Source organism: Curtobacterium sp. L1-20 (assembly GCF_048755855.1).
In the GTDB taxonomy this organism is placed as follows: Bacteria; Actinomycetota; Actinomycetes; order Actinomycetales; family Microbacteriaceae; genus Curtobacterium.
Map to the genome: position 1 here is coordinate 1,456,024 of NZ_CP151473.1, position 22,504 is coordinate 1,478,527.

The window sequence follows — 22,504 nt, forward strand, 5'->3', positions numbered from 1 at the left end:
TGGCGTGTCGGGCGTTCTGCCCGCGGGTGTGGTGTGTCCAAGACGACCGGCCCGACACTCTCCCAGAAATTGAAGGATGTCCTGTATGGCGCTCGCCACCCGGTCCGACCTGCGCAACGTCGCCATCGTGGCACACGTCGACCACGGCAAGACCACCCTCGTCGACGCGATGCTCACGCAGACGAACTCGTTCGACGCCCACTTCGAGGGCGAGGACCGGATGATGGACTCGAACGACCTCGAGCGCGAGAAGGGCATCACGATCCTCGCGAAGAACACCTCGGTGCTCTACAACGGCAAGCACGCCAGCGAGTTCGGTGCCGGCGGCCCCATCACCATCAACGTGATCGACACCCCCGGCCACGCCGACTTCGGTGGCGAGGTCGAGCGCGGCCTGTCCATGGTCGACGGTGTCGTCCTGCTCGTCGACGCGTCCGAGGGCCCGCTGCCCCAGACTCGCTTCGTGCTGCGCAAGGCGCTCGCCGCGAAGCTCCCGGTGATCCTGCTCGTCAACAAGACGGACCGCCCCGACTCCCGCATCGACGAGGTCGTGTCCGAGTCGCAGGACCTCCTGCTGGGTCTCGCGTCCGACCTGTCGGACGAGGTCGACGACCTCGACCTCGACGCGATCCTCGACGTCCCCGTCGTCTACGCCTCCGGCCGCGCCGGCGCCGCCTCGCGCAACAAGCCGGCCGACGGCTCGCTGCCCGACAACGACGACCTCGAGCCCCTGTTCGAGGCCATCCTGCAGCACGTGCCGGCCCCGAAGTACGACGACCAGCACCCGCTGCAGGCCCACGTCACCAACCTCGACGCGTCGCCGTTCCTCGGCCGCCTCGCGCTGCTGCGCATCTTCCACGGCACGATGAAGAAGGGCCAGACGGTCGCGTGGGTCAAGCACGACGGCACCGTCGTGAACGCGCGCATCACCGAGCTCCTCATCACCAAGGCGCTCGAGCGCTACCCGGCCGAGTCCGCGGGCCCCGGTGACATCGTCGCCGTCGCCGGCTTCGACACGATCACCATCGGTGAGACCCTCTCCGACCCCGAGGACGTCCGTCCGCTGCCGACCATCACGGTCGACGACCCGGCGATCTCGATGACGATCGGGACGAACACCTCGCCCCTCGTCGGCAAGGTCAAGGGCCACAAGCTCACGGCGCGCATGGTCAAGGACCGCCTCGACCGCGAGCTCATCGGCAACGTCTCGCTCAAGGTCCTCGACATCGGTCGCCCGGACGCGTGGGAGGTCCAGGGTCGCGGCGAGCTCGCGCTGGCCATCCTCGTCGAGCAGATGCGCCGCGAGGGCTTCGAGCTGACCGTCGGCAAGCCGCAGGTCGTCACGAAGCGCGACGAGGACGGCAAGCTCCAGGAGCCGTACGAGCACATGACGATCGACACGCCGGAGGAGCACCTCGGCGCGATCACGCAGCTCATGGCCGCGCGCAAGGGTCGCATGGAGAACATGACGAACCACGGCACCGGCTGGATCCGCATGGAGTTCATCGTGCCGTCGCGTGGCCTCATCGGCTTCCGCACCGCGTTCCTCACCGAGACCCGCGGCACCGGCATCGCGAACGCGATCTCGCACGGCTACGCCGAGTGGGCCGGCCCGATCCAGACCCGTGTCAACGGTTCGATCGTCTCCGACCGCTCCGGTGTCGTCACGCCGTTCGCGATCACGAACCTCCAGGAGCGGATGACGTTCTTCGTCAACCCGACCGAAGAGGTCTACGAGGGCATGGTCATCGGCGAGAACTCGCGCGCCGACGACATGGACGTCAACATCACGAAGGAGAAGAAGCTGACGAACATGCGTTCGGCCAACGCCGACTCCTTCGAATCGATGACGCCGTCGCGACAGCTCTCCCTCGAGGAGTGCCTGGAGTTCGCCCGCGAGGACGAGTGCGTCGAGGTCACCCCCGACGCCGTCCGCATCCGCAAGGTCGAGCTCGACGCGCAGGCCCGCCAGCGTGCGTACGCCCGCCTGAAGCGTCAGGACGCGTAGGCGGCACACCCGGGAGGCGCGCCCTCCACGACCGGCCCGGTCACCTCGCAGGAGGTGGCCGGGCCGGTGTCGGTTGTAGCGTGGTGCGCGTGACCCTCGACCTCCTCTCGCTGTACCAGGACCTCCACGCCCACCCCGAGCTCGGCTTCCAGGAGCACCGCACGGCCGGCATCGTCGCCGACCGCCTCGCGGAGATCGGCGGCATCGAGGTGACCTCGGGCGTCGGCGGCACGGGGGTCGTCGGCGTGCTGGCGAACGGCGACGGACCGGTCGTGTGGCTGCGTGCCGACATGGACGGTCTGCCCGTGCAGGAGCGCACCGGCCTGTCCTACGCGAGCGAGCACCTCGGCGCGGACGAGGACGGCAACGAGGTCCCGACGATGCACGCCTGCGGGCACGACATCCACGTGACGTGGCTGCTCGGCACGCTCGAACGCCTCGCCGCGACCACGGACGACTGGCACGGCACGGTCGTCGCGGTGTTCCAGCCGGCAGAAGAGGTGATCTCGGGCGCCCGGGCGATGATCGAGGACGGCCTCGTCGACCGCTTCCCGACGCCGGACGTGGTCCTCGGGCAGCACTCCGCGCCGGCGCCGGTGGGCGTCGTCTCGGTCGGCAGCGGTCCGGTGATGGCGTCGAGCGACCGGCTCACGGTGCTGTTCACCGGGCGGGGCGCACACGGGTCGGCGCCGCAGGCGTCGCTCGACCCGATCGTCACGGCCGCGTCCGCGGTCGTGCGGCTGCAGACCGTCGTGTCGCGCGAGGTCGCTCCGAGCGACGCGGGCGTCGTCACCGTCGGGAGCTTCCACGCCGGCACCCGAGCGAACATCATCCCGGACGAGGCCGTCATCGAGATCTCGACGCGAGCGCGCAACGAGGAGACCCGCGCGCGGATCATCGCGTCGATCGAACGCATCGTCCGAGCCGAGAGCGAGGCCGGCGGACTGCCCGAGCCGACCATCGTCCGGGCTCCCGGGGCCGAGGTCACGGTGAACGACCCGGCAGCGGCGCAGCGCGTGCTCGACGCGATCCGTGCCGAGGTCCCCGGCGCCCGTGACCTGGAGCTCGGCCTCGCGATGGCGTCCGAGGACGTCGGGCAGCTCGCGACGGCTGCCGGCGCGCCGCTCGTGTACTGGTTCACCGGCATCACCGATCCGGAGCTCTTCCGCCGGGGCGAGGACATCCCGAGCAACCACTCGCCGTTCTACGCGCCGCAGGCCGAGACGGCGATCCCCGTCGGGGTCGACGCCTTCGTCGCCGCGACGCGCGCCTACGTGGCCTGACGGCGGAGCGGCCGGGCGGCGGGGCGGCCGGGCGGCGGGGCGGCGGCACCCGGGCAGGCGGCGGGGCGGCGGCACCCGGGCAGGCGGCGGGGCGCCGGCACCCACGCGACCCGCCGTCCACGTGACGTTCCCAGGGGACTCTCGCCGCGCCTCCCGGCTGCCCGTCTAGGGTGCTGCGCATGCGCACCCCGACCCGCACCCTGCTCGCCGCCGTCGCCGCCGGCATCACGCTCGCCGGACTGGCGGGCTGCTCGACCGATGCGGTCGAGCAGGCGACGGACCTGGGCTCGTCGGTGGCGTCGAGCGTGTCCGAGGGTCTGCAGGGCGTCGACGGCTCGGCGATCCAGGACGGCATGTCCTCGGTGGCGGGCGGCATCGACGGCGCGTTGGACACGGCGCTGCGGGGCGCGAACGTGACCTCGGACGGAGCGCTGCCGGACGGGTTCCCCTCGCGGGAGGTCCCGCTCGTCGACGGGACGGTGCTCGGCGGGGGCGCCGGGCCGAACGGTTCGGGCTGGGTCGCACAGGTCGGGGCGTCGTCCGTGGACGACTTCGCGGCAGCCGACCAGCAGCTCACCGACGCCGGGTTCACCGAGTCTGCGAAGCGCGCGGACTCGTCGAGCGCGTTCGGGATGTTCCGCAGCGACGCCTACCGGGTGGTGCTCACCTTCGCCGACGGACGTGACGGCGTCACGGCGACCTACATCGTCACGCCCCGCTAGCCCGTACGCTTGGACCTGATGTCGAAGGTCCCCGGAACCCGCCCCGAACGCGTCCTGTTCGTGCACGCCCACCCCGACGACGAGACCCTCGCGTCGGGCGGCACGATCGCCACCCTGCTCGAGCTCGGTGCCGAGGTGACCGTGCTGACCGCGACCCGCGGGGAACGCGGCGAGATGCTCACCCCGCGACTCGCGCCGCTGTTCGGCGACGGTCCGCGCGTGGCCGCCCACCGCGAGACCGAGATCGCCGGCGCCCTCGCCGCGCTCGGCGGGGCGCGGCACCTGTGGCTCGGTGGACCGGGCGCACGGCCGACCGACCTGCCGGAGCGCCGGTACACCGACTCCGGCATGCAGTGGGGGCCGGACGGCCGGGCCGTCGCCGCCGACGACGCCCCCGCGGACTCCCTGACCGCCGCGGACCTCGGCGAGGTCGTCGACGACATCCGCGCCGCGATCCGGTCCACCGGTGCGGACGCGGTCGTGAGCTACGACGACGACGGCGGGTACGGCCACCCGGACCACGTCCGGGTGCACCACGCGGCCCGGTACGCCGCGCGCGCCGAGGAGCTGCCCTTCTCGATGATCGTCGACCCGGAGACCACCGAACCGGACGTCACCGTCGACGTGCTGCCCGTCCGCGCGAAGGTCCGCGCGGCCGTCGAGCAGTACCGGTCGCAGGTGACCGTCGACCCGGTCGACCCCGCCGACCCGGTCGCGCTCTCGTGGGTGATGCCGCACGGTGTCCGCCACCAGGCACCCGCGATCGAGGCGTTCCGGCACGCGGACGCCCCGTCGGACCCCGCGCCGCGCACCTACGCGGAGATGTCCCGGCAGGGAAAGGTGACGGCGGTCGTGGTCGCGCTCGTGCTCGGGCTCGTCACCGGTGCGCTGGGGACGGTCACGCACCAGCAGACGCTCGGGTCGTTCCCGGTGGGGATGGTCATCACCACGCTCATCGTGCTCGGGCTCACCGTCGGCATCCGCCTGCTGTACCGGTCGCGGGCGATGGTCGCGGCGCTCGGCATCGGCGTCATCGTGGCGACCCAGGTGCTCGTCTCCGTGGGCGGTCAGAGCTCCCCGCTCGTGCTGGCGAACGCGGCCGGCTACGTCTGGACGTTCGCGCCGGCGGTCATCGCGGCGCTCGTGCTCGCGTGGCCGGACCTGAGCGGGGTGCGCGCGGCAGCTGCGGCCCGTGCGGGCGGTCCGGCCGACGGTCGGTCAGGGTCCACCGACCGCCGCGGGTAGACTCGGACACGCTCAGTCCGAAGGGAGCACCCCAGCCGTGACGTACGTGATCGCCCAGCCCTGTGTCGACGTGAAGGACCGCGCCTGCATCGACGAATGCCCGGTCGACTGCATCTACGAGGGCGACCGCTCGCTGTACATCCACCCCGACGAGTGCGTCGACTGCGGTGCGTGCGAGCCCGTCTGCCCCGTCGAGGCGATCTACTACGAGGACGACCTCCCCGAAGAGTGGGCGGACTACTACAAGGCCAACGTCGAGTTCTTCTCCGAGGTCGGGTCGCCCGGCGGCGCCGCGAAGGTCGGTGTGATCCACAAGGACCACCCGGTCGTCATGGCCGAACCGCCCCGCGGCTGACCCGGGCACGCACGTGGCGCTCGACCTCCCCGACTTCCCCTGGGACCAGCTGGTCCCGTTCAAACAGCAGGCAGCGGCGCACGAGGGCGGCATCGTCGACCTGAGCGTCGGCTCGCCGGTCGACCCGACGCCGGCGGTGGTGCGGACCGCCCTCGCCGATGCGACCGACGCGCACGCGTACCCGCAGGTCGCCGGCACGCCCGCACTGCGTGAGGCCATCGCCGCCTGGTACGGCCGTCGGCAGGGTGTGACCCTCACCCCCGACCAGGTCCTGCCGACCATCGGCTCGAAGGAGTTCATCGCCGGGCTGGCGCTCTGGCTCGGCATCGGCCGCGGCGACACGGTCGTCTTCCCCGAGACGGCCTACCCGACCTACGAGCTCGGCGCCGCCCTCGTCGGCGCCACCGCACTCGCCTCCGACGACCCGGCCGCCTGGCCGTCGTCGACGCGGCTCGTCTGGCTGAACTCGCCGGGCAACCCGGACGGCCGGGTCCTCTCGGTGGAACAGCTGCGTGCCGCCGTCGTCCGCGCCCGCGAGCTCGGAGCCGTCGTCGTCGGCGACGAGTGCTACGCCGAGCTCGGGTGGGAGCCGCCGTACGACACCGCGCCGACCCCGACGATCCTCGACCCCCGGGTCGTCGGCGACTCCCTCGACGGTGTCCTCAGCGTCTACTCGCTCTCCAAGCAGTCGAACCTCGCCGGGTACCGGGCGGCCTTCGTCGCCGGCGACGCAGCCGTGCTGGCCGAGGTCCTCGCGGTCCGCAAGCACACCGGCATGATGCCGCCGCTCCCCGTACAGGAGGCGATGATCGTCGCGCTCGAGGACGAGAACCACGTGCAGCAGCAGAAGGCGCGCTACCGGGCCCGGCGGAGCATGCTCCGACGGGCACTCGAGGGCGCCGGGTTCCGGATCGACCACAGCGAGGCCGGGCTCTACCTCTGGGCGACCCGTGGCGAGCCCGCGCTCGAGACGGTGGCGTGGTTGGCGGAGCACGGCATCCTCGTCGCGCCGGGCACGTTCTACGGCGGTGCCGGTGCCGAGCACGTGCGGGTGGCGCTCACCGCCACCGACGAACGCATCGCGGCGGCCGCGCAGCGTCTGGCGAGTGGACGCCGTCTGAACGGCGCCTGACGGGCCGGTAGCGCGCCTCCGGACAGGGTTCCGCTCCGAGCACAATCCGTGGTTCCCACCACGTTCCGAGCACTTCGGTGTGCACGAGCGACAGACGCCGCGATTAGGCTGTCCTCGTGACTGACACTGCCAACGATGCTCAGAAGACGGCCACACCGCCCACCACGCCCGTCCCCGTGAGTCCCGCCGCCGAGCAGACGACGGAGACCGCGACGCTGACGTACCCGGGCGGCACCGCGGAGTTCCCGATCCTCCCGAGCGTCGACGGTGCGTCCACCGTGGACATCTCGTCGTTCAAGAAGCAGACCGGGATGAACACGCTCGACTACGGGTTCGTGAACACCGGCTCGACGAAGAGCGCGATCACGTACATCGACGGCGACCAGGGCATCCTGCGCTACCGCGGCTACCCGATCGACCAGGTCGCGTCGAACTGCACCTTCCTCGAGGTCGCCTGGCTGCTGATCTACGGCGAGCTGCCGAGCGAGTCCGAACTCGCCGACTTCGACGCCCGGATCCGTCGGCACACGCTGCTGCACGAGGACCTCCGTCGGCTCTTCGACGCCCTGCCGCACTCGGCACACCCGATGTCCGTGCTCTCCAGCGCCGTCAGCGCCCTGTCCACGTACTACGAGGACGACATGGACGTCGACGACCCCGAGAAGGTCGAGCTGCAGACCGTCCGGCTCCTGGCCAAGCTGCCGGTCATCGCGGCGTACGCGCACAAGAAGTCGATCGGGCAGGCGTTCCTGTACCCGGACAACTCCCTGTCGTTCGTCGACAACTTCCTGCGGCTGAACTTCGGCACCATGGCCGAGACCTACCAGCCGAACCCCGTGCTGTCGAAGGCGCTGGACCGGCTGCTCATCCTGCACGAGGACCACGAGCAGAACGCCTCGACGGCGACCGTCCGCATGGTCGGGTCGACGAAGGCGAACATGTTCGCGTCCATCTCCGCCGGCATCAACGCGCTGTACGGGCCGCTGCACGGCGGCGCGAACGAGGCCGTCCTCGAGATGCTCCAGCAGATCAAGGACTCCGGCGAGCCGGTGCAGCGCTTCGTCGAGCGGGTGAAGAACAAGGAGCGCGGGGTGAAGCTCATGGGCTTCGGACACCGCGTCTACAAGAACTACGACCCGCGGGCGAAGCTCGTGAAGGAGAGCGCGGACGAGGTCCTCGAGTCCCTCGGCGTGCAGGACGACCTGCTCGACATCGCGAAGGAGCTCGAGCAGATCGCGCTGTCCGACCAGTACTTCATCGACCGCAAGCTCTACCCGAACGTCGACTTCTACACCGGGATCATCTACAAGGCGATGGGGTTCCCGCCGCGGATGTTCACCGTCCTCTTCGCGATCGGACGACTGCCCGGGTGGATCGCCCAGTGGCGTGAGCTCAACAACGACCCGCTGAACAAGATCGGGCGCCCGCAGCAGCTCTACGTGGGCTACCCGGAGCGCGACCTGCCGGAGCACTGACGTCGTGACGAACGCCCCGCACCACGGATCCGTGGTGCGGGGCGCTCGTGTGTGCGCTCGCGACGTCCTGGGCGCCGACGGGACCCGCTACGCGTGCAGCGCGGTGTTCAGTTGGATGCCCTCACCGCGACGCTGCAGCGCCTCCACCGCGCCGGTGACCGAGTTGCGACGGAACAGGACGTTCGGCGTACCGGAGAGCTCGGCGGCCTTGACCGTCTTCGCGGTGCCGTCCGGGTTCGGGGCCGCACCGACGAGGACGACCTTCGTGCCGGCGGTGACGTAGAGCCCTGCCTCGACCACGGAGTCGTCGCCGAGCGAGATGCCGAGCCCGGCGTTCGCCCCGAGGAGCGCCCGCTCGCCGAGGGACACCCGGTGGGTGCCGCCGCCGGACAACGTGCCCATGATCGACGCGCCGCCGCCGATGTCCGTCCCGTTCCCCACGACGACGCCCTGGGAGACCCGGCCCTCGATCATCGCGTCGCCGAGGGTGCCGGCGTTGAAGTTCACGAAGCCCTCGTGCATGACCGTGGTCCCCGGCGCGAGGTGCGCGCCCAGCCGGACGCGGTTCGCGTCGCCGATGCGCACGCGGTCCGGCACGACGTAGTCGACCAGGCGCGGGAACTTGTCGATCGCGTGCACCGCGATGCCGGCGCGCTGCAGCGCCGGGCGCAGCCGCACGAGCGCGTCGGGGTGCACCGGGCCGGCGTTCGTCCACGCGACGATCGGCAGGTGGGCGAACACCCCGTCGAGGTTGATCGTGTTCGGCGCGACGTGCAGGTGGCTGAGGAGGTGCAGCCGGAGGTAGGCGTCCTCGGTGCCGGCGGGCGCGGCGTCGATCGTGACCTCGGTGGTGACGGCCTCGATGCGGACCTCGCGCCGCGGGTCGTCGCCCACGTGCGCACGCAGGTCGGCGGGGAACGCTGCGTCGGCGGGCAGCGCACCGAGGTGCGTCTCCGGGTACCACGTGTCGAGCGTCGTGCCGTCGGCGGCGATCGTCGCGAGGCCGTGGCCCCAGGCGGTGGTCGGGCGGTCGGTAGCAGCGGTCGTGTCGGTCACCGGACCAGGGTACCCAGCGACCGGGGGCGACCACCCGTCCGTCCGGACGGGTACGCCGGGCGCGCGCCGCGCCTCCAGACCTGGAGGCGCGACCGCCTGTGGACCGACCCGTCCCGTCCACAGGCGGTCGCCTCGGCGGTCTCCGCACAGGCCGGCCGGTAGGCTGCGTCCATGCCGGAGCAGCTCGACCTCACCGCCTCGTCCATCGACATCACCCGTGCCATCTGCGACATCGAGTCGGTGTCCGGCAACGAGGGACCGCTCGCCGACGCGATCGAAGCGGCCCTGACGCCGCTCGCGCACCTCGAGGTGATCCGTGACGGCGACGCGATCGTGGCACGGACGCACCTCGGCCGTGACCGCCGGGTCGTCATCGCCGGGCACATCGACACCGTCCCCCTGAACGACAACCTGCCGACCGAGTTCCGCACCACCGAGGACGGCACCGAGATCCTCTGGGGACGCGGCACGGTCGACATGAAGGCCGGTGTCGCCGTCCAGCTGAAGCTCGCGTACGACCTCGCCGACCCGAGCGTGGACGTCACGTGGGTGTTCTACGACCACGAAGAGGTCAGTGACTCGCTCAACGGCCTCGGGCGCCTGGCGCGGACGCGTCCGGAGCTCCTCGCGGGGGACTTCGCCATCCTGGGCGAGCCGTCCGGTGCGCAGATCGAGGGCGGCTGCAACGGCAACCTCCGGGCCGAGGTCCGGACCTTCGGCAAGCGGTCCCACAGCGCGCGCAGCTGGATCGGCGACAACGCGATCCACAAGGCGGCGCCGATCCTCGCCACCCTCGCGGCGTACGAGCCGCGCACCGTGACGGTGGACGGGCTCGAGTACCGCGAGGGCTTGAACGCCGTGGGCGTCTCCGGCGGGATCGCCGGCAACGTCATCCCCGACGAGGCGATGGTGCACGTCAACTACCGCTTCGCCCCCTCGCGCAGCGCGGACGAGGCCGTGGCCCACATCCGCGAGCTCTTCGACGGCTACGACGTGCAGATCGTCGACCTCGCAGCCGGTGCCCGCCCCGGCCTCGACGCCGCGCTCGCGCAGGACTTCGTCGCGGCCGTCGGCGGCCCGGAGCCCCGTCCCAAGTACGGCTGGACGGACGTCGCCCGGTTCTCCGCCCTCGGGGTCCCCGCGGTGAACTACGGCCCCGGCGAGCCGGTGTTCGCCCACCACGACGACGAGCAGGTCCCCGTCGACCAGATCACCTCGGTCGAGGACGGTCTGCGTCGGTGGCTGACGGCCTGACGACGGCCGGGGCCACCCGGCTGAGCCCGACCCGAGCCCGGTGGCGCGCCCGCTACCGGGTCGTGCCGTGGTGGGTGCGGATCACGGTCGTGTACGTGCTCGCCCGGCTCGTCACCGGCGCGATGCTCACGGCGTTCGCGAGCGTGCAGGCCGCGAACTCCTTCACGGCACAGCACCCGTCCTACCTGTCGTTCGCCGCGATCTGGGACGGCGCCTGGTACCGGGTGATCGCGGCGAACGGGTACCCGTCGACCCTGCCGGTGGACGCCGCCGGCCACGTCACCGAGAACGCGTGGGCGTTCATGCCGGCGTACCCGTTCCTCGTGCGGGCGCTGATGGCGCTGACCGGGGCGTCCTTCGAGTTCGTCGCGGTGTCCGTGTCGTTGCTCTGCGGCTGGGGTGCCGCGCTGGTCTTCCGGCGGCTGATCGGCCGGTTCCTCGACCCGGCCCGGGCCACGTTCGCGACCGTGCTCTTCTGCGTGGCCCCGGTCTCGGCGATGTTCCAGGTCGCCTACGCCGAGTCGATGGGGCTGCTCCTGCTCCTCGTCGCACTGCTGCTCATGGTCGACCGTCGCTGGTGGACGATGCTGCCCGTCGTGCTGTTGCTCGGCATGACCCGACCGACGGGCCTGGCGTTCGCGCTGCTCGTGGTGCTGTTCCTCGCCGCGTGGTTCGTCCGGCCTGCCTGGGTCCGTTCGTCCGAACCGCTCACGTTCCGCCGGTTCGTGCCGCCCGCCGTCGTCGCGATCGTGTCCGGGCTGGTCGGGCTGGCGTGGCCGGCGATCGCGTGGGCGGTGACGGGCGTGCCGAGGGCGTACACCGACACCGAACTCGCGTGGCGGTCCTCGTACATCGGTTGGAAGGAGCTCGTGCCCTTCGCCCCGTGGATCCAGGGCTTCGGCTGGTGGTTCCGCCAGCCGGCGGGCGCGATCCTGCTCGTGGTGGTCGTCGTCGGCTTCGCGGCCTTCGTCTCCGTTCCGGCGGCACGCCGTGTCGAGATCGAACTGCGGCTGTGGGGCGTCGCGTACGTGGTGTACCTGCTGGCGGTGTTCTTCCCGCAGTCGAGCACCTGGCGGATCCTGCTGCCGATCGCGCCGCTGCTCGGGATCGTGGCGTTGCCCCGCTCGCGGGTGTACCGGGTCGCCGTGGTGGTGGCGTTCCTCGCGATGCAGTGGGCCTGGCTGTACTTCTGCTGGTGGGTGGACGGCTACGACTGGACCCCGCCGTGACCGGGGTCCGCGGCAGGTCCTGAGCGGCGAGCCGTGCCGGCGTCACCGGGCGTCGCGGCGGACGGGGCGACGGCCGGCACCGGTGCGCCGCCGCCGACCACCGGGCCGTCCGGCCGGTACGCCGCTGCTGCCGTCACCATCGAGTTGACCGTCGCGATGAACGGCACCGCGAAGAACGCCCCGACGACCCCCGCGATCGTCGTCCCCGCGGTGACGCCGAGGACCACGCCGAGCGGGTGGACCTTCACCGCGCTGCCGGTGAGGAACGGGTGCAGGACGTGGCTCTCCAGCTGCTGGACCAGGACGACGACGCCGAGCATCGCCAGGGCCGGCACCCAGCCGTTGAAGACCAGTGCGATCAGGACGGCGACGATGCCCGCGACGATGGCGCCGACGACCGGCACGAAGGCGCCGAAGAACACGATGACGCCGATCGGGATCGCGAGCGGCACCTGCAGCGCGAGCGCGCCGATGACGATGCCGAGCGCGTCGGTGACCGCGACGATCAGCTGCACGCGGATGAAGCTCGTGAGCGTCCTCCACCCGGCGTGACCGGCGACGTCGATGCGCGGGCGCGCACGGCGGGGGAACAGCCGCACCACCCACGACCAGATCCGCCGTCCGTCGACCAGGACGAAGATCGTCGTGAAGACCACGATGAAGAGCCCCTCGAGTGCGTGGACGAGTCCGCTGCCGGCCTCCCGCGCACCGGAGAGGATCGACGACGTGTGCTTCTGCAGGAACGCGGTCGCGTCCGCCAGCCACTTGGTCACCTGCGCGGCCGTGATGCCGAACGGCTGCGAGGCGAGCAACGACTGCAGGGACTGCACGTTGTGGTCGAGGCGGTGCTCGAGGGACGGCAGGTCGTACCGGATCTGTGCGGTCACGATGAGGGCGAGCACCCCGATGACGACCACGACCGCGACGAAGCAGGACAGCACCGCGAGCCACTTCGGCCACCGGTGGCGCTGCAGGAAGGCGGAGATCGGGGCGAGCAGCGCGCAGACGAGCAGCCCGACGAGGAACGGGACGACGATGTCCTGGAGCAGCACGACGAGGGCGACGACGACCGCGAGGGCGGCGACCACGACGAGGAACCGGCCCGAGAAGGCCCCTGCGATCCGCAGGCCTGCAGGGACCGCGTCGACGGCGGGATCGTCCGGACCGGGCGTGGAGCGGGTGTTCGGCATGTGCCAAGGTGACCACTCGGAGCCGCGAGAACGACGCGATCCGCCACCCCCAACCTGGGCGGTTTCGCAGTTGCCCCGTCCATACGGGATAATGGGTCTGCATGTACTGCACGAAAGGGGACATCTGATGGCAGCCATGAAGCCGAGGACCGGTGACGGGCCGATGGAGGCTGTTAAGGAGGGTCGACTCATCATCGTGCGGGTTCCGCTCGAAGGTGGAGGCCGCCTGGTCGTCTCGGTCAACGATGCCGAGGCCAAGGAACTCCACGACGCACTCGCTGAGGTCGTCTCGGCCTAGTACGTCGAAGCACCGAACGAGGAGGCCCGGAGCGCGTACGCTCCGGGCCTCCTCGCGTCCGTGTCGATGGCGGCGGCCGTACCGGCGTCGGTCCCGCTGCCGGTGTCGGACCCGTCCGGCACGATGGGTGCGTGCCCCGGACCCGCCTGCCGATCCGCCGCGTCGAGGAGTACGCGCCGGACCCGCTCCCGCGCGGTGTGTGGCCCGCGACGCTGCCACCCGTGCGGCAACTCCTCGACGAGGGACTCGACCTCGATCCCGTGACGGTGCTCGTCGGCGACAACGGCGTCGGCAAGTCGACACTGGTCGAAGCGATCGCGATCGCCTTCGGGATGGGGCCCGAGGGTGGGTCGACGATGTCCGGGCACACGACGCGAGCGAGCGAGTCGGCGCTGTGGGAGCACATCCTGCTCGTGCGGGAACCCGGCGCAGCCAAGGGCGGCTTCTTCCTCCGCGCCGAGACCATGCACGGGCTCTTCACGTTCCTCGAGGAGCATCCGGGCGCCCGACCCGAACCCGTCTTCCACGAGCGCAGCCACGGCGAGTCCTTCCTCGACTTCGTGATCGACCGTGCGCGGTGGCCCGGACTCTGGATCCTCGACGAACCGGAGTCGGCGCTGTCGTTCTCCGGGTGCCTGGCACTCATCGGGTTGTTGCAGTCGATCGTCGAGAGCGGTGTCGGGCAGGTCCTCATGTCGACGCACTCGCCGGTGCTGGCGGCCTTCCCGGGCGCCACCGTGCTCGAGGTGGGGGAGTGGGGCATGCGTCGGACCGCGTGGGCGGACCTCGACCTGGTCCGGCACCAGAAGTCGTTCCTCGAGTCCCCGGAGCGCTACCTGCGCCACCTGGAATGATCCAGCGCCAGCGCCAGCCACAGCGCCAGCAGCTCGAGCTAGGCCGAGACCTTCGTCATCTGCAGCAGTCCGTCGCCGGCCGGCGAGAGCGAGCTGATGACCGCGCCCGAGGTCGACACCTCGGTCAGCAGCAGCCGGAAGTCGGTCGTCGCCCGGTCGCGCTTCACCGGGTCCGCGACCCGTCCCCGCCACAGTGCGTGCGGCACGAGGACCGTCCCACCGAGGCGTGCGAGCCGCAGACCGTGCTCGACGTACTCGATGACGTGCTCGGGGTCGGCGTCCACCAGCACGACGTCGTACGACGCCTCGTTCATGCGGGGGAGGACCTGGTTCGCCCGGCCCGGGATGAGCCGGATCCGGGCGGGGGCGGTGCCGGCCGCGATGAAGGCGTCACGGGCGTACTGCTGGTGGTCGACCTCGACGTCGATCGTGGTCAGGGTGGCGGTGGGGGCGCCGCCGAGCAGGTGCAGGCCGGAGACGCCGAGCCCGGTGCCGATCTCGATCATGCTCGTCGCACGCGACGCGGCGGCGATGACGCCGATCTGCGTGCCGATCGCGGGGGAGATCGCTTCGACCCCGAGTTCGAGGGAGTGCTCACGCGCTCGGGCGATCACCTCGGACTCCGAGACCAGGTCCTCGGCGAACTTCCAGTTCGACTCTTTCTCTGACACGCACACTCCGTTCGGGTGACAACTCTACGGGTGCTGCGCGGTCGGGACGGGTTACGCTCGTACCGTGTTCGACGGCTTCGAGAAGTTCCTGGTGATCGGGATCATCGGCGTCCTGTTGCTCGGGCCGCAGCGGCTGCCGACCTACGCCCAGAAGCTCGCCGAGTTCGTGAAGGCCGTCCGTCGCTTCGCCGACACCGCGAAGGACCGCATGCGCGAGGAGATGGGTCCGGAGTTCGACGAGGTCGACTGGCAGAAGCTCGACCCGCGGCAGTACGACCCCCGCCGCATCATCCGGGACGCCCTGCTCGACTCCGGTGGCAGTGCGGCCGCCGTCCAGACCGCGCAGGTCACCGCGTCGAAGGTCCGTGCGACGGCACCGGTGGTGCCGCTCGCGGTCGGCGAGGCGGCCCCGTTCGACGCCGAAGCCACCTGACGCCCGTCACGTGACCGGGTGACGGACGGGAGGCGCGTGGCGGATCCGCCACGCGCCTCCCGTCCGTCCTGGGCCCGCGCCTACTTCAGGTCCGCGAGGAAGCGGTCCGTCCAGGCGAGTGCCGGTGCGCTCGGGACGGAGCTGCACGTGGACGATGCCGTGGTCGAGGCGCACGGGGTGTCCCGGTCGAGCGACCAGTAGTGGATCCCGGCGAGCCCGTTCGCCTTGGCGTAGGCGGACAGCGTGTCGACGTCGGCGAGGGTGAAGACCTCGTCGGAGGTGTCGTTCACGCCGATCATCGGCGTGACCTCGATCTTCGACGACGCGATGCCGTAGGTGTGCTGCAGGTTGGTCACGGCCTGGATCGCGGACTTCCCCATCTGGCAGGTCGACCCGGAGAGGACGCAGTTCGCGGTCGTCGCGCGGCCGAAGTCCATCGTCATGAGGTTGACGGTGTAGTTCGTCAGGGTCGACGCCTTGATCGCCTTCACGGTGGCGTCACCGGTGCTGTTCAGGCCGCCGAAGCTCCCGTCGCTGGCGGCGAGGGTCGCCAGGGTGAAGGAGAACCGCATGCCCGGGTACTTCGACTGCGCGAGGGCGGCGGCGTTCACGAGGTTCTGCACGTCGGCAGCGGACTGTCCGCTCTCGATGTCGAAGTCGACGCCGATCATGTGCGGGGTGGCGTAGCGGGCGATGAAGGACTGGAGCGCCGTGCCCGAACACTTGAACGACCCGGCTGCCCCGCCGGTGCTCACGATGTAGTTCACGCCCGCGGCGTCGAGCTTCGGGATGTTGGCACTCGCGAACGCGTCGGCGGCGACTCCGCCCCAGTTCTCGCTGCCGCAGGTGCCGGTCGCGAAGGCGAGGGTGATCGCCTTGAGGCCCGGCTCACGGGTGGACACCAGGCTGCCCGCCGACCCGACGACCGGGATGCGCGTGCCGGTGACGGCGGTGTTCATGACGTTCGTGTTCCAGTCGAGGTTCACGGTGATGTCCTTGTACGGACTGAAGACCAGGCCGCTGGCGGTCCCGCCGCTGCCACCGGTCCCGGGGGTGGTCGTGCCACCGCCGGTGCCGCCCCCGCCGGTGCTCCCGCCCCCGGTGCCGGTGCACGCGCCGGTCGAGGTCCAGGGCTGGCCGCTGCCGGTCGCTCCGGAGTGCGTCGCGGGGTCGTCGCCCTGCGTCCACCAGTTGGCGGTGTAGTTCGTGCCGTTCTCGCTGACCGTCGCACCACCGGTGTAGGCGGTGCCGGCGCTCCAGGCGGTGGCACACGCGGGCGACGCCGCCAGTGCTGGAGCGGCGGCGAGCGATCCCCCTGCGATCGTCGCCACGACGGCGGCCACGAGGCCGATCCGGAGGCTGGTGTGCTGCTTCACGCGGTTCTCCTGTCCTCGGCCGGACGTCGTCGTCCGGCGCACGGAGCTCCCGCGACCCGAATTCACAGGAGCATTGTGGAATGCCCTTGCATATTGCATCGGGGTGGAACGACCTGTCCATGAAAGGACGTACAGGTCCGCGCTGTCAGTCCTTCGTCGCGACGACCGAGAACGTCGTCGGGACGCGGTCACGATCCGCGATCGGCCACGCCCACGACCCGTCTCCGGTGTCCTCCATGCGGGGGCTGAAGCGCCAGGGCAACGTCGTGCCCTCGTCGAGCCGGCGGAGGCGGAGGCCCGAGCCGAGCAGGGCGTTCACGATCTCCGACAGCGGGTGCGGCCACTCGTAGGTGCGGGTGTTGGCGACCGTCCCCTCGCCGGCGTAGGTGCCCGCGTCGTCCCACTGCTGGGCGGTGCCGTCGGGGAAGTACCGATACCGGGTCACGAGTTCGTCGGCGGACTCGTCGAGCGCGTACAACGCCGGGTGGCCGTCGCGGATGAAGAACACCCCGCCGGGCCGGAGCAGCGCGGCGATCTGCGCGGCCCACCGGTCGAGGTCGTCGAGCCAGCAGATCGTGCCGATGCTGGTGTAGACGACGTCGAACTCCCCGACCACCGCCGACCGGGCGTCGAGGACGTCCGTCTCCACCCAGGTCACGTCGAGACCGAGCCGCGCCGACAGAGCAGCCGCCGAGGCGAGTGCCGCGGGGGAGAAGTCGACGCCCGTCACCCGTGCGCCCTCCCGGGCGAGCGACACCGTGTCGGTGCCGATGTGGCACTGCAGGTGACAGACGTCCAGACCGGCGAGGGAACCGTCGGGGAGCCACGGGGTGAGGGCCGGCAGGTCGTCCCGGACCACCGTCGACCGGTGCGCCGGATCCGTCAGCGCATCGACCTCGTAGGCGCCCTCGTGGATCGGCACCCGGTCGTCCCAGTTCGCGCGGTTCGTGTCGCGGGCGTGCTCCCAGTCGACGCTGACGTGGTCGGTGCTCATGCACTCGACCCTAGGACAGCAGCCGACGCTACGAGAGCGTCAGCCCGAGCTTGCGGCCGACGAGGCCCCGGCCCATCGTCGTGATCCGGTCCGCGATCGCCGTCAGGGCCACGGCCGCCGGGTCGGACGGCGCACGCAGGACCACGGGGACCCCGGCGTCGCCGCCCTCGCGCAGCGGGACCGACAGCGGCACGCTGCCGAGCACCGGCACCGGGACGTCCTGACCGCGGGAGAGCCGCCGCGCGGTCTCCTCGCCGCCGCCCTCGCCGAACAGGTCCAGGACGGAGCCGTCCGGCTGCACCAGGCCGGCCATGTTCTCGACGACGCCGATGACCCGCTGCCCGGTCTGCCGGGCGACGATCCCGCTGCGCTCGGCCACGTCGGCCGCAGCGGCCTGGGGTGTGGTCACGACGAGCACCTCGGCGTGGGGGAGCAGCTGGCCGACCGAGATCGCCACGTCCCCGGTGCCGGGCGGCAGGTCGAGCAGGAGCACGTCGAGGTCCCCGAACCACACGTCCGTCAGGAACTGGCTCACGGTGCGGTGCAGCATCGGTCCGCGCCACGACACCGCGGTCGAGACGTCGTCGACGAACATGCCGATCGACACGACCTTCACGTCGTGCGCCACCGGCGGCAGGATCATGCTGTCCACCCGGGTAGGGCGCGGCGCCACACCCGCGGCGTCGGTGAGCCCCATCAGGCCCGGGATGCTGAAGCCGTGCACGTCGACGTCGACGACGCCCACCCGCTGGCCGCGCGCCGCGAGCGCGACGGCGAGGTTCGCCGTGACGGTGGACTTGCCGACACCGCCCTTGCCGCTCGTGACGGCGATGACCCGGGTCAGCGAGTCGGGTGTGAACTGCACGCCCTTCGGCCGGCCGGCACGGAGCCGCTCGGTGAGCGCGGCCCGCGTCGCCGGCGCCATGACCGACACGTCGACCGCCACCGTGGTGACGCCGTCCACCGAGCCGGCGGCGGCGCGCACGTCGCGCTCGATCGTGTCGGCGGCCGGGCACCCGACGATCGTGAGCTGCAGGTCGACGCGCACCGCGCCTCCCGGCTGCACGTCCACGCCGCGGATCATGTCGAGCTCCGTGACGGGGCGACGGATCTCGGGGTCGACGACGCGGCCGAGCGCAGCGAGGACCGCCGAACCGAGCCGTTCGTCGGGGGAGACGGCCTCAGCCACGGGCGGTGCTGCCGGGCTCGTCGGCGAAGCCGGCGTCCTCCGCGTCCCGCCGGTCGAGCTCCTCGAGCAGCGACCGGATCTCGGCGCGGATGAAGTCCTTCGAGGCCATGTCGCGCATCGCGAGACGGAGTGCGACGACCTCGCGGGCGAGGTACTCGGTGTCCGCGAGGTTCCGCTCGGCGCGCTGCCGGTCCTGCTCGAACTGCACACGGTCGCGGTCGTCCTGACGGTTCTGCGCGAGCAGGATCAGCGGTGCGGCGTACGACGCCTGCAGGGACAGCACGAGGGTGAGCGCGGTGAAGCCGATCGCCGCGGAGTCGAACTGCCACGACTTCGGCGCGAGCGTGTTGTAGCCCATCCAGACCACGCAGAACAGCGTCAGGCCGACCAGGAACCAGGGTGTCCCCATGGCGCGGGCGATGCCCTCGGTGGCACGACCGAACGTGTCGCCCCGGCCCGAGCGACGGCGGGTGGGGAGCACGCGCGTGCGCATGCCCTTCGGCGAGTCGAGGCGTTCCTGACGCTCGAGGCGCTCCTGGCGGTTCTCATCCGTTCGGGCCACGGGTGGTCCTCCTTCCCGTCGTCACGGGCGTCTTGCGCGGGCGTTGGCGTGGGAGCGGTGAGGGTTCCCCCTCGCCCTGACTTCGCCAGTCGTCCGGCAGGACGTGGTCGAGGACATCGTCGATCGTCACCACCCCGACGAGTCGGTGGGCGTCGTCGACCACGGGGACGGACAGCAGGTTGTAGGTCGCCATGATGCGGGTGACCTCCGCGGCGCTCGCGTCGACCCGGACCGGTTCGGTCTGCTGGTCGATGAGGGTGCCGAGCCGCTCGTTCGGCGGGTACCGCAGCATCCGCTGGAAGTGCACGAGGCCGAGGAAGCGACCGGTCGGCGGCTCGTACGGCGGCAGCGTGACGCAGACCGCGGCGCCGAGCACCGGGGCGAGTTCGTGGCGACGGACCAGCGCGAGCCCCTCGGCGACGGTCGCGTCGGCCGACACGATCACCGGCTCGGTCGTCATGAGACCGCCCGCGGTGTCCGGCTCGTACTCGAGGAGCATGCGGACGTCCTGCGCCTCCTCCGGCTCCATGAGCTGGAGGAGGGCTTCGCTGCGCTCGTCGGAGAACTGCGCGAGCACGTCGGCGGCGTCGTCCGGTTGCATGTGGTCGAGGACGTCGGCGGCGCGGGAGTCCACCAGCCGCGTGAGGATCTCGATGCGCTGCTGGTCGGGCATCTCCTCGAGCACGTCCGCGAGGCGGTCGTCCGGGAGCTCCTCGGCGACCTCGAAGCGGCGTTCCTCGGGCAGGTCGAGCAGCGTCGACGCGAGGTCGGCGGGCAGCAGGTCGGAGTAGGCGGCGATGACGTGCTCGGCGGACTGGGCCTCGCCGGGGAGTTCGTCCTCGGTGACCTCGTTCCACGTCGCGAAGGTCGTGGGGCCCTTGCCGAACGGCGACGGCGTCGTCTTCGGCTTGCGGAGGAAGAGCTGCGACACCTCCCAGTCGCCCTGACCGCGGTCCTCGATCGCGACGTCCTCGATGGTGGCGCGGATGCGCTCCTTCTTGATGAGGACCTTGCGGCCGAGCATCTCGGCGATCACCCGGACCTCGCCGCCGCGCTGCTCGAAGCGGCGCATGTTCACCAGCCCGGTGGTGATGACCTGCCCGGCACCGATCGACGTGATCCGGCCGATGCTCACGAAGATGCGGCGCTTGCCCGGCACCTCGACGATGAGGCCGACGACGTGCGGGGCGTCGACGCGCCGGTAGACGACGAGGACGTCCCGTACCCTGCCGACGCGGTCGCCCGCGGGGTCGAAGACGGAGCACCCGGCGAGGCGGGCGACGAAGACCTTCGTGGCGCTCACCCGACCCAGCGTAGTCGCAGCGGGTGCGGGTTCCCCGCCCGGGTCGGCCGCGGGTCCCGACCCGCCCGTGCCGGGGGTTCCCGCCAGGCCGCTGCGGGGGCGCCCGTCCCGCCCCGGCCGGGGGTTCCCGTCCCGCCCCTGCCGGGGGTTCCCGTCCCGCCCCTGCCGGGGGTTCCCGTCCCGCCCCTGCCGGGGTGTTCCCGGGAGCCGCACGTGCGATCGCAAGGTGCCCGGTGGATGATGGCTGGGTGAGCAATCAGAGCCCCTTCGCCGGCAGGACCGCCCAGGCCTTCCCGACGCTGCCCAAGGGCGACGTCCTCGGCACCTACGACAGCTACCCCGACGCCCAGCGCGTCGTGGCGAAGCTCGCCGAGGCCGACTTCCCCGTCAACCAGGTCTCGATCGTCGGCAACGACCTCAAGACCGTCGAGCGGGTCACCGGGAAGATGACCTACGGACGCGCAGCCATCGCCGGCGCCCTGTCCGGCCTCTGGCTCGGCATCTTCTTCGGCATCGTGCTCACCCTGTTCTCGCCGAGCGCCGGCGGACTCATCCTCGCCGCCGCGATCATCGGCGCCGCCTTCGGCATGCTCTACGGCATCGTCTCGTTCGCCATCACCAAGCGGCAGCGGGACTTCACGAGCGTGCACCAGGTCCTCGCCACGAACTACCAGATCGTCGTCGCCCCGCAGCTCGTCGGTCAGGCGCGCACCATCCTCGGCCAGGCGGGCGTTGCCCCGCAGACGCACTGGAACCCGGGCACGCCCGGAGCCCCGGGCGCACCCGGTGCCGGCTTCCAGGGGCAGCCGCCGCAGCAGCCGTGGCGTCCGGGCCCGCAGAACGGGCAGTCGGGGCCGTCCCAGGGCTCGCCCTACGGCGGTCACGCCACCCCGCACCAGCAGCCGGGAGGCGCGCAGCAGCCCGGCACGTCGGCCCCCGGCGCGCAGACCGGTGCGCCGCGGTACGGCACGAACGACGGGCCGCGCTACGGCACGAACGACGGGCCGCGCTACGGCGAGACGCCGTCGACGACCCCGGAGCCGACCCGTCCGGCGGCAGCGCCGCAGCCCCGTGCGGACGAGCCGCCGCGGTACGGCGAGCGGGTCACCGGGGGGACGCCGGGTTCCGCGCCGGAGTCCACGGCGCCCGAGTCCTCGCAGCACGACTCGAAGGACGACGAGTCCCGCTGACGTCGGCGGGGGCCCCGCTCGAGGTCACGCACCGCCCGCGTCCGGCGCGCTCGCGTCCGGCGCGGGCGCCGCGCCCGCGTCCGATGCGCCCGCATCCGCGTCCGCTGAGGTCGCACGAACGGCCGCTCCCGAGCACGGGGAGCGGCCGTTCGTGCGACCTCGTGCTGGTCCTAGAGGACCTTCGAGTAGCAGATCGACGTCGGCACACCGACGTACGGCCCGAAGTTGGCCATCCGTGCGAAGCCCTCGCGCTCGTAGAAGCCGATCGCCCGCTTCTGCTCGTTGCCGGTCTCGAGGACGAGCGCCGGCGACCCGAGGTCGAGCGCCGCTTCCTCCAACCGACGCAGCATCGCGGCCGCGACCCCCGACCCGCGGGACTCCGGCCGGACGTACATGCGCTTGATCTCGGTGATCCCGTCGTCGACGACGCGCAGACCGCCGCAGGCGAGCGGCGTGCCGTCCTCGTCACGCGCGACGAAGAAGACCGCGATGGACTCGGCGGTGGGCTTCTCGCCGGGCTCGGTGTCGCCGCCGTAGGCGCGGTCGATCTCCAGCCGCTGGGCGGCACGGAGGCGCTGCGCGTCGGGGGAGTCGAAGTGCTCGACGTCGATCACGAACACGGCGGACCCCTCCGCGTTGCCGGCGGGGTTCGGACTGGCTGAGGCCTCGGGCGTCGTCACCCGCT

Annotated in this window: 22 protein-coding genes; 13 read left to right on the plus strand and 9 right to left on the minus strand. The window is 71.7% G+C overall.

Going from position 1 to position 22,504, the window contains the following annotated elements:
* The first annotated feature begins 85 nt into the window (after positions 1–85).
* The 7 genes from typA (at position 86) to AAEP86_RS08505 (ending at position 8,220) form a co-directional block, all read left to right on the plus strand.
* Complete coding sequence (gene typA / locus AAEP86_RS08475; RefSeq protein ID WP_420370104.1) at positions 86–2,008, plus strand: translational GTPase TypA; 1,923 nt, start codon at positions 86–88, stop codon at positions 2,006–2,008.
* An 89-nt stretch (positions 2,009–2,097) separates the two neighbouring features.
* Positions 2,098–3,291 carry an amidohydrolase gene (locus tag AAEP86_RS08480; protein ID WP_420370105.1) on the plus strand — a complete coding sequence of 398 codons (1,194 nt, stop codon included), beginning with the start codon at positions 2,098–2,100 and terminating at the stop codon, positions 3,289–3,291.
* A 179-nt stretch (positions 3,292–3,470) separates the two neighbouring features.
* Entirely contained in the window at positions 3,471–4,013 is a 543-nt protein-coding gene (locus AAEP86_RS08485; RefSeq protein WP_420370106.1) for a hypothetical protein, read from the plus strand.
* Positions 4,014–4,031: 18 nt separating this feature from the next.
* Positions 4,032–5,258: a PIG-L family deacetylase gene (locus AAEP86_RS08490; RefSeq protein WP_420370107.1), complete on the plus strand. Its 1,227-nt coding sequence runs from the start codon at positions 4,032–4,034 to the stop codon at positions 5,256–5,258.
* Between the two features lie 37 nt (positions 5,259–5,295).
* Positions 5,296–5,613, plus strand: a complete 318-nt coding sequence (fdxA, locus tag AAEP86_RS08495) for a ferredoxin (RefSeq protein WP_420370108.1) — start codon at positions 5,296–5,298, stop codon at positions 5,611–5,613.
* 13 nt (positions 5,614–5,626) lie between these two features.
* Positions 5,627–6,745: a succinyldiaminopimelate transaminase gene (gene dapC / locus AAEP86_RS08500; protein ID WP_420370109.1), complete on the plus strand. Its 1,119-nt coding sequence runs from the start codon at positions 5,627–5,629 to the stop codon at positions 6,743–6,745.
* 176 nt (positions 6,746–6,921) lie between these two features.
* Entirely contained in the window at positions 6,922–8,220 is a 1,299-nt protein-coding gene (locus tag AAEP86_RS08505) for a citrate synthase (protein WP_420370464.1), read from the plus strand.
* Positions 8,221–8,307: 87 nt separating this feature from the next.
* Here the strand turns inward: AAEP86_RS08505 and dapD are convergent, their stop codons facing one another.
* Entirely contained in the window at positions 8,308–9,276 is a 969-nt protein-coding gene (gene dapD, locus AAEP86_RS08510) for a 2,3,4,5-tetrahydropyridine-2,6-dicarboxylate N-succinyltransferase (protein WP_420370110.1), read from the minus strand.
* A gap of 171 nt (positions 9,277–9,447) precedes the next feature.
* Here dapD and dapE point away from each other — a divergent pair, with 171 nt between their 5' ends.
* Together dapE and AAEP86_RS08520 are read left to right on the plus strand one after the other, a co-directional pair.
* Positions 9,448–10,530, plus strand: a complete 1,083-nt coding sequence (gene dapE, locus AAEP86_RS08515) for a succinyl-diaminopimelate desuccinylase (RefSeq protein WP_420370111.1) — start codon at positions 9,448–9,450, stop codon at positions 10,528–10,530.
* Complete coding sequence (locus AAEP86_RS08520; RefSeq protein ID WP_420370112.1) at positions 10,515–11,759, plus strand: hypothetical protein; 1,245 nt, start codon at positions 10,515–10,517, stop codon at positions 11,757–11,759. Before dapE ends, AAEP86_RS08520 begins: the two co-directional genes overlap by 16 nt.
* On the opposite strand, the gene AAEP86_RS08525 is transcribed toward AAEP86_RS08520, so the two are convergent.
* Positions 11,738–12,949: an AI-2E family transporter gene (locus AAEP86_RS08525; RefSeq protein ID WP_420370113.1), complete on the minus strand. Its 1,212-nt coding sequence runs from the start codon at positions 12,947–12,949 to the stop codon at positions 11,738–11,740. The two genes, AAEP86_RS08520 and AAEP86_RS08525, sit on opposite strands and share 22 nt — an antisense overlap.
* Positions 12,950–13,076: 127 nt before the next feature.
* On the opposite strand from AAEP86_RS08525, the gene AAEP86_RS08530 reads away from it, so the two are divergent.
* Positions 13,077–13,247 (plus strand): DUF3117 domain-containing protein, encoded by a 171-nt coding sequence (locus AAEP86_RS08530; RefSeq protein WP_017887054.1) that lies wholly within the window; start codon positions 13,077–13,079, stop codon positions 13,245–13,247.
* Positions 13,248–13,378: 131 nt separating this feature from the next.
* A complete protein-coding gene (locus AAEP86_RS08535; protein ID WP_420370114.1) occupies positions 13,379–14,101 on the plus strand; it encodes an AAA family ATPase in 723 nt (240 codons plus the stop codon).
* A gap of 38 nt (positions 14,102–14,139) precedes the next feature.
* Here the strand turns inward: AAEP86_RS08535 and AAEP86_RS08540 are convergent, their stop codons facing one another.
* Positions 14,140–14,772, minus strand: coding sequence for an O-methyltransferase (locus tag AAEP86_RS08540; protein ID WP_420370115.1), 633 nt, complete (start codon positions 14,770–14,772; stop codon positions 14,140–14,142).
* A gap of 64 nt (positions 14,773–14,836) precedes the next feature.
* Between AAEP86_RS08540 and AAEP86_RS08545 the strand changes: the two genes are divergently transcribed.
* Complete coding sequence (locus AAEP86_RS08545) at positions 14,837–15,205, plus strand: Sec-independent protein translocase TatB (protein ID WP_420370116.1); 369 nt, start codon at positions 14,837–14,839, stop codon at positions 15,203–15,205.
* An 80-nt stretch (positions 15,206–15,285) separates the two neighbouring features.
* Here AAEP86_RS08545 and AAEP86_RS08550 read toward each other — a convergent pair whose 3' ends face one another.
* The 5 genes from AAEP86_RS08550 to AAEP86_RS08570 all read right to left on the minus strand — a co-directional run bounded on the left by AAEP86_RS08550 (position 15,286) and on the right by AAEP86_RS08570 (position 20,629).
* Entirely contained in the window at positions 15,286–16,581 is a 1,296-nt protein-coding gene (locus AAEP86_RS08550; RefSeq protein WP_420370117.1) for a carbohydrate-binding protein, read from the minus strand.
* A gap of 145 nt (positions 16,582–16,726) precedes the next feature.
* Positions 16,727–17,575 (minus strand): class I SAM-dependent methyltransferase, encoded by an 849-nt coding sequence (locus AAEP86_RS08555; protein ID WP_420370118.1) that lies wholly within the window; start codon positions 17,573–17,575, stop codon positions 16,727–16,729.
* Between the two features lie 28 nt (positions 17,576–17,603).
* Positions 17,604–18,764, minus strand: a complete 1,161-nt coding sequence (locus AAEP86_RS08560; protein ID WP_420370119.1) for a P-loop NTPase — start codon at positions 18,762–18,764, stop codon at positions 17,604–17,606.
* The gene (locus tag AAEP86_RS08565) at positions 18,757–19,257 is read right to left on the minus strand and encodes a DUF1003 domain-containing protein (RefSeq protein ID WP_420370465.1); all 501 of its coding nucleotides are present in this window, start codon (positions 19,255–19,257) and stop codon (positions 18,757–18,759) included. The genes AAEP86_RS08560 and AAEP86_RS08565 overlap by 8 nt, the downstream gene beginning before the upstream one ends.
* A 52-nt stretch (positions 19,258–19,309) precedes the next feature.
* On the minus strand, positions 19,310–20,629 hold the full coding sequence (locus AAEP86_RS08570; RefSeq protein WP_420370120.1) for a magnesium transporter MgtE N-terminal domain-containing protein: 1,320 nt from the start codon (positions 20,627–20,629) through the stop codon (positions 19,310–19,312).
* 248 nt (positions 20,630–20,877) lie between these two features.
* Here AAEP86_RS08570 and AAEP86_RS08575 point away from each other — a divergent pair, with 248 nt between their 5' ends.
* Positions 20,878–21,819 carry a general stress protein gene (locus AAEP86_RS08575; protein ID WP_420370121.1) on the plus strand — a complete coding sequence of 314 codons (942 nt, stop codon included), beginning with the start codon at positions 20,878–20,880 and terminating at the stop codon, positions 21,817–21,819.
* Positions 21,820–21,989: 170 nt separating this feature from the next.
* Here the strand turns inward: AAEP86_RS08575 and AAEP86_RS08580 are convergent, their stop codons facing one another.
* A complete protein-coding gene (locus tag AAEP86_RS08580) occupies positions 21,990–22,499 on the minus strand; it encodes a GNAT family N-acetyltransferase (RefSeq protein ID WP_420370122.1) in 510 nt (169 codons plus the stop codon).
* Between the last annotated feature and the right edge of the window lie 5 nt (positions 22,500–22,504).

What these genes read in the sequence shown, in the direction of transcription:
- typA (WP_420370104.1), top strand. Translation starts at nt 86, where the DNA reads ATGGCGCTCGCCACCCGGTCCGACCTGCGCAACGTCGCCATCGTGGCA.
- AAEP86_RS08485 (WP_420370106.1), top strand. Translation starts at nt 3,471, where the DNA reads ATGCGCACCCCGACCCGCACCCTGCTCGCCGCCGTCGCCGCCGGCATC.
- AAEP86_RS08490 (WP_420370107.1), top strand. Translation starts at nt 4,032, where the DNA reads ATGTCGAAGGTCCCCGGAACCCGCCCCGAACGCGTCCTGTTCGTGCAC.
- dapE (WP_420370111.1), top strand. Translation starts at nt 9,448, where the DNA reads ATGCCGGAGCAGCTCGACCTCACCGCCTCGTCCATCGACATCACCCGT.
- AAEP86_RS08525 (WP_420370113.1), bottom strand. Translation starts at nt 12,949, where the DNA reads ATGCCGAACACCCGCTCCACGCCCGGTCCGGACGATCCCGCCGTCGAC.
- AAEP86_RS08530 (WP_017887054.1), top strand. Translation starts at nt 13,077, where the DNA reads ATGGCAGCCATGAAGCCGAGGACCGGTGACGGGCCGATGGAGGCTGTT.
- AAEP86_RS08555 (WP_420370118.1), bottom strand. Translation starts at nt 17,575, where the DNA reads ATGAGCACCGACCACGTCAGCGTCGACTGGGAGCACGCCCGCGACACG.
- AAEP86_RS08565 (WP_420370465.1), bottom strand. Translation starts at nt 19,257, where the DNA reads ATGCGCACGCGCGTGCTCCCCACCCGCCGTCGCTCGGGCCGGGGCGAC.